This is a genomic window from Sphingomonas sp. P3_C6 (assembly GCF_056402595.1).
Map to the genome: position 1 here is coordinate 318356 of NZ_JBFUHB010000002.1, position 9039 is coordinate 327394.

Annotated in this window: 9 protein-coding genes and 1 pseudogene; 6 read left to right on the forward strand and 4 right to left on the reverse strand. The window is 63.9% G+C overall.

What is annotated here, in order from left to right; all coding sequences use genetic code 11:
* Nucleotides 1–4: 4 nt before the first annotated feature.
* The 3 genes from AC1DT7_RS04900 (at nt 5) to AC1DT7_RS04910 (ending at nt 2251) form a co-directional block, all read left to right on the forward strand.
* Nucleotides 5–220 carry a hypothetical protein gene (locus AC1DT7_RS04900; RefSeq protein ID WP_478034620.1) on the forward strand — a complete coding sequence of 72 codons (216 nt, stop codon included), beginning with the start codon at nt 5–7 and terminating at the stop codon, nt 218–220.
* A 111-nt stretch (nt 221–331) separates the two neighbouring features.
* Nucleotides 332–1771, forward strand: coding sequence for an AMP nucleosidase (locus tag AC1DT7_RS04905; RefSeq protein WP_478034621.1), 1440 nt, complete (start codon nt 332–334; stop codon nt 1769–1771).
* Nucleotides 1772–1873: 102 nt separating this feature from the next.
* Nucleotides 1874–2251 carry a hypothetical protein gene (locus AC1DT7_RS04910; RefSeq protein WP_478034622.1) on the forward strand — a complete coding sequence of 126 codons (378 nt, stop codon included), beginning with the start codon at nt 1874–1876 and terminating at the stop codon, nt 2249–2251.
* 132 nt (nt 2252–2383) lie between these two features.
* Here the strand turns inward: AC1DT7_RS04910 and AC1DT7_RS04915 are convergent, their stop codons facing one another.
* The 3 genes from AC1DT7_RS04915 to AC1DT7_RS04925 are packed head-to-tail and all read right to left on the reverse strand — an operon-like array spanning nt 2384 to nt 5453.
* The gene (locus AC1DT7_RS04915) at nt 2384–4210 is read right to left on the reverse strand and encodes a M2 family metallopeptidase (RefSeq protein WP_478034623.1); all 1827 of its coding nucleotides are present in this window, start codon (nt 4208–4210) and stop codon (nt 2384–2386) included.
* A gap of 57 nt (nt 4211–4267) precedes the next feature.
* Nucleotides 4268–5029: an alpha/beta fold hydrolase gene (locus AC1DT7_RS04920; RefSeq protein ID WP_478034625.1), complete on the reverse strand. Its 762-nt coding sequence runs from the start codon at nt 5027–5029 to the stop codon at nt 4268–4270.
* Complete coding sequence (locus AC1DT7_RS04925) at nt 5010–5453, reverse strand: GFA family protein (protein ID WP_478034626.1); 444 nt, start codon at nt 5451–5453, stop codon at nt 5010–5012. The genes AC1DT7_RS04920 and AC1DT7_RS04925 overlap by 20 nt, the downstream gene beginning before the upstream one ends.
* An 82-nt stretch (nt 5454–5535) precedes the next feature.
* Between AC1DT7_RS04925 and AC1DT7_RS04930 the strand changes: the two genes are divergently transcribed.
* The 3 genes from AC1DT7_RS04930 to AC1DT7_RS04940 are packed head-to-tail and all read left to right on the forward strand — an operon-like array spanning nt 5536 to nt 8597.
* Nucleotides 5536–5982: a MarR family winged helix-turn-helix transcriptional regulator gene (locus AC1DT7_RS04930; protein ID WP_478034627.1), complete on the forward strand. Its 447-nt coding sequence runs from the start codon at nt 5536–5538 to the stop codon at nt 5980–5982.
* The gene (locus tag AC1DT7_RS04935) at nt 5975–7069 is read left to right on the forward strand and encodes an HlyD family secretion protein (RefSeq protein ID WP_478034628.1); all 1095 of its coding nucleotides are present in this window, start codon (nt 5975–5977) and stop codon (nt 7067–7069) included. The genes AC1DT7_RS04930 and AC1DT7_RS04935 overlap by 8 nt, the downstream gene beginning before the upstream one ends.
* A complete protein-coding gene (locus tag AC1DT7_RS04940) occupies nt 7062–8597 on the forward strand; it encodes a DHA2 family efflux MFS transporter permease subunit (protein WP_478034630.1) in 1536 nt (511 codons plus the stop codon). Before AC1DT7_RS04935 ends, AC1DT7_RS04940 begins: the two co-directional genes overlap by 8 nt.
* Before the next feature lie 181 nt (nt 8598–8778).
* Here AC1DT7_RS04940 and AC1DT7_RS04945 read toward each other — a convergent pair.
* Nucleotides 8779–9039, reverse strand: a pseudogene (locus AC1DT7_RS04945) (hypothetical protein); the annotation flags it as partial.

The following is a 9039-nucleotide window of genomic DNA, read 5'->3' on the forward strand; positions in this document are numbered from 1 at the left end:
TGCCATGACCGACCAGACCAATACCACCGCATCGAATGCGGAAGAAAAGTCCTTTCTCGAACGTGCGCAGGATGCGATCGGGGCGGCAGTCGAATCGACGGTTGAGGCGGTGAAGGAACATCCCGCCGCTGCCGCCGCCATCGCGGCGGGCGCCACGGCCGCCGTCGCGGGTGCCGCTTATGGCATCAGCAAACTGCGCGACGACGACGACAAATCCTGATCCTACATGAACGGGGCGCCTTCAGCGGCGCCTCGTTCATTGCCTGCCTCGGGCATTTCCCTGCCTGGGGCCTGTCTTGCCAGCGTCATGCGCGTGCTTTAGCCACGGAGGATGACGACTGCCTCCGATATCGTCGCCCAGCTGGATACCCTCTACCGCGCATCGGTCGAGCGGCTGCAGGCGGCACTCACAGCCTATCTCACCGATGGTTCGGTCCCACCCAGCGAAGCGCGTCATGATGGCAGCTTCGCCTATCCCGAGATCAGACTGCGCTATCGCGGCGACAATGATCGCCCGACACCACTCCGTTCCTTCGGCCGCCTCGTGACACCGGGCGAGTATCGCATCAGCGTGACCAAGCCGTCCATCTTCGCCGATTATCTGACCGAACAGCTCACCCTGCTGATCGAGGATTACGACGTGCTGGTCGAGGCTGTACCGGGCCGGCAGGAAATCCCCTTCCCCTATGTGCTCGACGCCGGCCACGCGATGAGCCTGGATGAGGTCTCGGCGCTCGATCTGGCGCGCCATTTCCCGGCCACCGAGCTTGCCTATATCGGTGACGAGATCGCCGACGGCCTCTATACCGACGCGGACGGCACGCGCCCACTAGCCCTGTTCGATGGGCTGCGCACCGATTTCTCGCTCGCTCGCCTGCGTCATTACACCGGCACACCGCCGGAGCATGTCCAGCGCTATGTGCTGTTCACCAACTATCACCGTTACGTGGATGAGTTCGTCCGCTGGGCATGCGCACAACTCGGCGAGGGCAGCCGCTTCACCGGCGTGTCTGGCGCCGGAGGCACGATCATGCGCGCCGGCGACGATGTCGAGGCAATGCTGGCCGACAGCAGCGCGTGGCGCCGGCACCAGATGCCTGCCTATCATCTGATGGCCGACGACCGTACCGGCATCACGCTGGTCAATATCGGGGTCGGTCCGTCCAACGCGAAGACGATCACCGATCACCTCGCCGTCGTGCGGCCCGAGGCCTGGATGATGATCGGCCATTGCGGCGGCCTGCGCCCGAGCCAGCGCATCGGCGACTATGTCCTGGCGCACGCCTATCTGCGCGACGACCATGTGCTCGACGATGTCCTGCMGCCGGAAATCCCGGTGCCCGCCATCGCCGAAGTCCAGCTCGCGCTCGCCCGCGCGGCCGAAATCGTGTCCGGCCAGTCGGGCGAGGAACTGAAGCGCCGCCTGCGCACCGGGACCATCGTCACGACCGACGACCGCAACTGGGAACTGCGCTACGCCCGCTCTGCTTTGCGCTTCTCCCTGTCGCGCGCGGTGGGCATCGACATGGAATCGGCGACAATCGCTGCCCAGGGCTATCGCTTCCGGGTCCCCTACGGCACCTTGCTCTGCGTGTCGGACAAACCGCTTCACGGCGAGCTCAAATTGCCTGGGCAGGCCAACCGCTTCTATGAGCGTGCGATCAGCGAGCATATGCGCATCGGCATCCAGGCCTGCGAGGAATTGCGGCGCGAAGGGGCCAAGCTGCACTCGCGGAAACTGCGCGCGTTCAACGAGCCGCCTTTCCGCTAAATCGCGCTTTGCAGGCCGGCATGGGCTGGATGTCGGCCGCCCCTTGGAAACCCTTTGCGTCTCGTGCGTTACGGCTGCTCAATATTCTTGAGGAGCATGCACATGGCTACCGCCGCAAAGACGCCGACCGCCCCGCGCAAACCCGCTGCGGCCCGCAAACCCACTGCGGCAAGCAAGACCGTGGCCAGCAAGACCGCTGCCAAGCCGGCCACGCGCAAAACGCCGGTTCGCGGCAAGAACGGCACCTCCGCCAAGAAGTCCGCCAGCCATTGGGGCACCGCTGCTATCGTCGGTGGCGTCGCCGCAGTCGGCGCTGCCGCGACCGCAGCGCTGTACGCATTCCGCGATCGGATTCCGACCGATCTGGATACACTGCTGCATCGTGATGGCGCGCATCAGGCGGATGGCACCGACTCCTCCGCCTCCTTCGAAGCCGGGATCGCGGACGAAGGCACGATCCCCAACCGCATCCCCGCCTAAATCCTTCTCCCGTCGGGAGAAGGTGGCGCGAAGCGCCGGATGAGGGTTACCAGGGTGAGAGTGGCAGCAAAAGTCACCCTCACCCTTCCGCCTCTTCGCGGCCCCTCCCTCCCGCTGCGAAAGGGAAAACGCTTACCACCCGGTCGGCTTGCCCTTGTTCTGCTCGTCCAGCCACGCCTTCAGCGGCGCAAAATACTCGACCATTGCTTCACCCGACATCTCACGGGTGCCCGTGAACGCTTGGAGCGCGTCGGGCCATGGCTTGGACTGCCCCATCTCGAGCATCTCATTCAGCTTCGCCCCCACTTCCTTGTTTCCGTAGAAGGAACAGCGGTGCAGCGGGCCCTTCCAACCGGCCTTGTCGCACGCCGCCTTGTAGAATTGGAACTGGAGCAATCGCGCCAGGAAATAGCGCGTGTACGGCACGCTCGCCGGCACGTGATATTTCGCGCCCGGATCGAACTTCGTCTCGTCGCGATCGACCGGCGGCACGATCCCCTGATATTGCAAGCGCAGCGCGTTCCATGATGCCTCGTAATCCGCCGGCTTGATCTGTCCGGAAAATACGCCCCAGCGCCATTTGTCGATCAGCAGGCCGAACGGCAGGAACGCGACCTTGTCCATCGCCTGCTTCAGCAACAGGCCGATGTCCTTGTCGGCGCTCGGCACCTTGGACTGGTCGAGCAGCCCGATCTGCACGAGATAATCCGGCGTGATCGACAGCGCGACGAAGTCGCCGATCGCTTCGTGGAAGCCGTCATTCGCGCCGTTCATGTAGAGAAAGGGCTGCTTGTTGTACGCCCGCTGGTAATAATTATGACCAAGCTCGTGATGGATGGTGACGAAGTCGTCGCCATTCACCTTGGTGCACATCTTGATGCGGATATCGTCCTTGTTGTCGATGTCCCAGGCCGAGGCATGGCAGATCACCTCGCGGTCGGCAGGTTTCACGATCTGCGATCTGGTCCAGAAGGTCTCGGGCAGCGGCGCGAAGCCGACCGAGGAATAGAAACCCTCACCGGTCTTCACCATCTTGACCGGATCATAGCCCTTTTCCTTGAGCAGTTCGCCCGTGTCGAAGCCGAGATCGCCTGCCCCCTTCGGTGCGACGATGTCATAGATATTACCCCATTCCTGCGCCCACATATTGCCGAGCAGGTCGGCACGGATCGGACCGGTTTTGGCCTGGACCGCATCGCCATATTTCTCGTTGAGCTTCCATCGGACATAGCTGTGAAGCGACTGGTAGAGCGGCTCGACCTGCTTCCACAGCGTGTCGGTCAGTTTGGCGAAGGCAGCCGGGTCCATGTCATAGCCCGAGCGCCACAATGCCCCGGTGTCCTTGTAACCAAGCCCGACCGCCCCCTCATTGGCGATCGACACCATCCGCTGATAGTCGCCGCGCATCGGCGCGCCGACATTGTCGTGCCAGCTTACCCACATCTCTTTCAGCTTGGCCGGGTCGCGCTCGGTGCCCATCGCGGCCTCGATATCGCTGCCGTTGATCGGCTTGCCGTCGAGCGTGCCCTTGCCCTTGCCGTAAGAGGAGGACATGCCGGTCACCAGGGTCGCCAGCGTGTCGGCAGCGCCCGGTCGTGTCGGCGCCGGCAGGGTGATGGCGTTCCGGAGCAGATCGAGCTTGCGCCGCGTGTCGGGCGAAAGGCCGGCGACCTTGTCGAACTTCGCCGCTTCTAGCGCCGCCTTTACCTGCAATTCGGTCTGTTGCGCGTTGACCCGCGCGGCGATCGCATCGGTATCGTCGGTGATATAGGTCGCATTGACCCAGCCGACCTGGTTCGCGGTGACCGAGAAATCGGACAGGTCCTTCTCGGTCTTCGCCACGAATGCGTCGGCGTCGGCCGCGGTGAGCGTCGTGGTGGCGGGCTTCTCGGTCTGGGCAAGCGCTGGTGTCGCCAGCGACAGCATCAGGGCGAAAGTTGAGATTCCAGTGCGGATCATGCGGGGTCCTCGATAAAATCGGGTGATGCGCCACGTTGTGACGCCCCCGCTCCGCGGTCAAGCGGCGAGGAAGTCTGCAATCTCCTGGCCCAGTTCGGGCTTGGTCACGGCGCTCATATGCCCACCCGGCGTAGTTCGCAGCATCGCGTTGGGCAGGATCGCCGCCAGCTCGGCCGCCGATCCATTGTCATTGTCCTCGTCCCCCGTCAGGACCAGTACCGGCGCCTTGATCGCCACGACATCGGCCTGATCGGTGTTGACGAAGGTGTCGATGATCCGGAGCAGCGCGACCGGATCGCCCTTGGTGGTCTTCAGGAACGCCTCGGCCAGCCACTCCGGCGTGCCGCGTTCATGCTTGCCGAGATTGGTCAGGATATGGCGGAAATGGTCGCCGCGCCGCGCAGTGCCGACCAGGCCCGACAGGCCCATGCCCGACAAAATGACTTTGCCCGGCGTGGCGCCCTTCATCAGCATGCGGACCGTGGTGCGTGCACCCAGCGAATAACCGCCCAGATCGTAATCGGTGAGACCGAGATGCGCGATCAGCGCGAACTGGTCCTGCGCCAGCACGTCGGGCGGATAACTTGCCGCATCGTGGGGCTTTGCGCTGGATCCATGCGCACGAAGATCGGGCATGATCACCCGGAATCCCCTGGCCGCCACCTTCTCGGCATGGCCGTAGCGGATCCAGTTGGTGAAGGCGTCGGAGAAGAAGCCGTGGATCAATATGACCGGCCGCCCCTCTCCCATCTCCCGCCACGCCATGCGCTGGCCGTCGAAGCTGTCGAAGAAATTCGGTTCAATCGGGGAGCTTGCCAATGGCGTCCATCCAGCGTTGCACGAGGCGGTGGTTCTGGTCAGTCCGTTCGGCGGGCAGGCCCGTCGTGTCAAGCCACGCTTGGTGCCAGCTCTCCGCACCAGAGTGCTCGGTCGGCACGAAGCCGTAAGGATCGTCGAAGCTCCCGATGGTCAGATCCATATGGTCATTGTCATGCGCTTCATAGGTCAGCGGCGTGCCACATGCGGCGCAAAAGCCGCGCACGGCAATCGGCGAAGACGCATATCGGTCAGGCTCCCTCTCCCACCGCACATGGGCTTTTGGCAGGCTCTTGAACGCAATCGACACGCCGCCCGTTGCGCGCTGGCACATCCGGCAATGGCAGAGATAGGCATCGCGGTCACCGATCGTCGCCTGGTAGCGCACCCGGCCGCACTGGCATCCTCCGGTCATTTCTTCCTGCATGTCCGCTCCTGCATGCTGCAATGCAAAATTATCACTCAGCCGGGGCTAGGATTATATAAGCATGCTTATTATATGCGCGCCCATGAGTGACTCCGTGGGCTTCATGATTAGCGATGTTTCGCGGCTGATGCGCCGGCGTTTCGACGAACGCGCGCGCCTGATCGGCGTGACGCGGACTCAGTGGCGCACGCTTACCACGCTAAAGCGTCACGAGGGCATCAACCAGGGTGGCATGGCCGACCTGCTCGAGGTCGAGCCGATCACCCTCTCCCGTATGATCGACCGCCTCGAGGAAGCAAATCTGGTCGAGCGCCGGCCTGACCCGGCCGATCGTCGCGCCTGGCAGATCTTCCTGACGCCTAAGGCGCTCCCGATCCTCGATCAGCTTCGCGCGCTCGCCGAGGATATGGTCGAAGCAGCGCTCTACGGTCTCGACGAGGCCCAGCGCACCCAGCTGATGGCCTCGCTCGCCACCATCCGCACCAATCTCAACACCCAGTTCGAAAGTGACGAGGCCACCCATGGCTGATGCAGACCCCAAGATCGACCGGACCAAGGCCGACACCATCGCCATCACCCCCGAGGAAGTCTCCGCGCCGCCCGCGAAGAAGAAGCGCGCCTGGGGCCGCATCGTACTGATGCTCAGCGTGCCGCTGCTGCTCGTCGCGCTCGGCGGTTATTTCTGGCTGACCTCGGGTCGTTACGTCTCGACCGACAATGCCTATGTCCAGCAGGACATGGTCTCGATCAGCCCGGATGTCACCGGCCGCATCGTCTCGGTCAACGTCCGTGAGAACCAACGGGTGAAGGCCGGCGACGTGCTGTTCCGCATCGATCCGGAGCCTTTCCGCATTGCGCTGGCCCAGGCCGATGCCGCCATCGCCGCCGCGCGCGTGCAGATCGACACGCTGGCCACGGACGCGGGCAGCGCCAGTGCCGATATCCAGAGCGCCAATGCCGATATCAAGCTCGCCCAGGCGACCTATGATCGTCAGGCCGCGCTGATGAAGCAGGGCTTCACCACCCGCGCCAGCCTTGACGCCGCGGCCCAGCAAGTCTCTGCCGCCCAGGCCCGCCTTGCCACGGCTCGGGCGAGCGCGGCCAAGGCGCGTGAGCAGGTCGGCAGCGGCGGTGGCGCTTCGGGCGTCCCGGCGGCAGTCCAGGCCGCCATGGCGCAGCGTGCCAAGGCGGCCCTCGATCTGTCCCGCACCACGGTCTACGCGCCCGAGGATGGCGTGGTGAGTCAGACGAGCCGCCTGCAGGTCGGCAACATCATGCCGAGCGGCGTGCCGGTGCTGAGCCTCGTCGCGAGCCACGCGGCATGGATCGAAGCCAATTTCAAGGAAACCGACCTCAACCATATGGCCGTCGGCCAATGCGCCGAGATCAGGTTCGACGCCTATCCCGGCCTGAAGGTAAGGGGTCATGTCGCCAGCATCGGCGCTGGTACCGGTTCCGAATTCTCGGTGCTGCCGGCGCAGAATGCCAATGGCAACTGGGTAAAGGTCACCCAGCGCGTTCCGGTCCGCATCGCGGTCGACGGCACGCCGGCGCGCCCGATGATCGCCGGACTCAGCAGCGACATCTCGATCGACACGAAGAATCGTTGTGCCTGATCCCGTCCCCGGTCAGGCCTCGCTCCCGGTCAGGAACCGGGGCCTGCTGACCGTCGGCATCATGGGTGCGATGATCATGCAGATCCTCGACACCACGATCGCCAACGTCGCGCTGCCGCACATGCAGACCAGCCTCGGCGCGACGATGGATACCGTCACCTGGGTGCTGACCAGCTATATCGTTGCATCGGCCATCGCGATCCCTGCGACCGGGTGGCTCGCCGACCGGTTCGGCTCGCGCAACCTGTTCCTGTTCGCGGTCGGCGGCTTCATCATCGCCTCGATGCTGTGCGGCACCGCCGTCAGCCTGGAGGAAATGGTCGCATTCCGCATCTTCCAGGGCGTCACCGCCGCCTTTATCGGCCCGCTGTCGCAAACGGCGATGCTCGACATCAACCGGCCGGAAGACGCAGCCAAGGCCATGTCCGTCTGGGGCATGGGCGTGATGGTCGGCCCGATCATGGGCCCGGTGATCGGCGGCTGGCTGACCGAGAGCTATAACTGGCGCTGGGTGTTCTATGTGAACGTGCCCGTCGGTGCCCTCACCTTCGCGATCCTGTGGTTCCTGCTGCCGTCCCGGCCAAGGCGCACGCGATCCTTCGACATTACCGGCTTTGCGATGATCTCGATCGCCGTCGCCAGCTTCCAGCTCATGCTCGACCGCGGCCAGCAGGCCGACTGGTTCTCGAGCTGGGAGATCACCATCGAGGCGATGATCGCGGCCGCGGCGTTATGGATGGGCGTCGTCCATCTCGCGACGGCCGAGAAACCGCTGTTCGAGCGTGCCCTGTTCACCAACCGCAACCTGGTGATGGGCATGATCTTCATGATCGTGATCGGTATTTCGACCATGGCGCCGATGGCGCTGCTGCCACCGATGCTACAGCAATTGTTCGGCTATCCGGTGGTCGATACCGGCATGATGATGGCGCCGCGCGGCGTCGGCGTCTTGATGACCATGTGGTTCGCCGGCCGCATGATGGGCAAGATCGACACCCGCATCCTCATCACGGTCGGGCTGATCATCTTCTCCTTCTCGCTGCGCCAGATGGCGAGTTGGACGCTGGAGATGGATTTCTGGCCCGTGATCATCAGCGGCTTCGTCCAGGGTCTCGGCATGGGACTTGTATTCATGCCGCTCAACTCGCTCGCCTTCGCGACGCTGAGCCACGAATTCCGCACGGACGGTGCCAGCCTGCTCAACCTGATGCGCAGCATCGGCCAGTCGGCGGGCATCTCGATGGTGACGGTGCTGCTCGCCCGCAACATCCAGACCAGCCATGCCGATCTCGCCAGCCACGTGACCTCCCAGACGATCCCGGCGATCGACCTCAGCTCGATCGACCGGTTCGGTGTCCTGTCGGACAGCGTGTTCGGCTTCGCCGACGGCATGATCAACCAGCAGGCGGCAATGATCGCCTATATCGACGATTTCTACCTGATGGCGTGGATCTCGATCGCGGTCGTGCCGCTCGTGCTGCTACTCAAGAAACCCAAGGGCAAGGTCGAGGCTGTCATCGCGGAGTAGCGCGTGCTGCTCCCATCCAAGCGCCACGTCACCCGGACGTGTTCGGCGGTTATCCCTTCGAGCATATGCTCTACTTGTTCCCCGGCGAAGGCCGGGGCCCAGTTGGGAAGGCTGTCGTTGTAATGCGGGGCACCAGTTACCAGCGTCCCCCAACTGGACCCCGGCCTTCGCCCTACGAGATTCACACATGGTGTAGTGCGTATCCTTGTAGCATCGTCTGAAGGCGTAAGAGGCCTTCGAGTATGACGACGGGTCCGGGTTTTCCATAATAGCCGGTCCAGCCGCCGAGGCGCGCGCAGATCCACGAGGCGAACGCGAGCGAGCCTGGTGGGTGAGGGTTTTTCTGCTTGTCGGTCTTGCCTTCGAGCGCGGCGTTGACCTTGGCCATAGCGGGTTCATCACCGGGATCGAACAGATCATGGATGGGGCGCCCGGCTGCGCC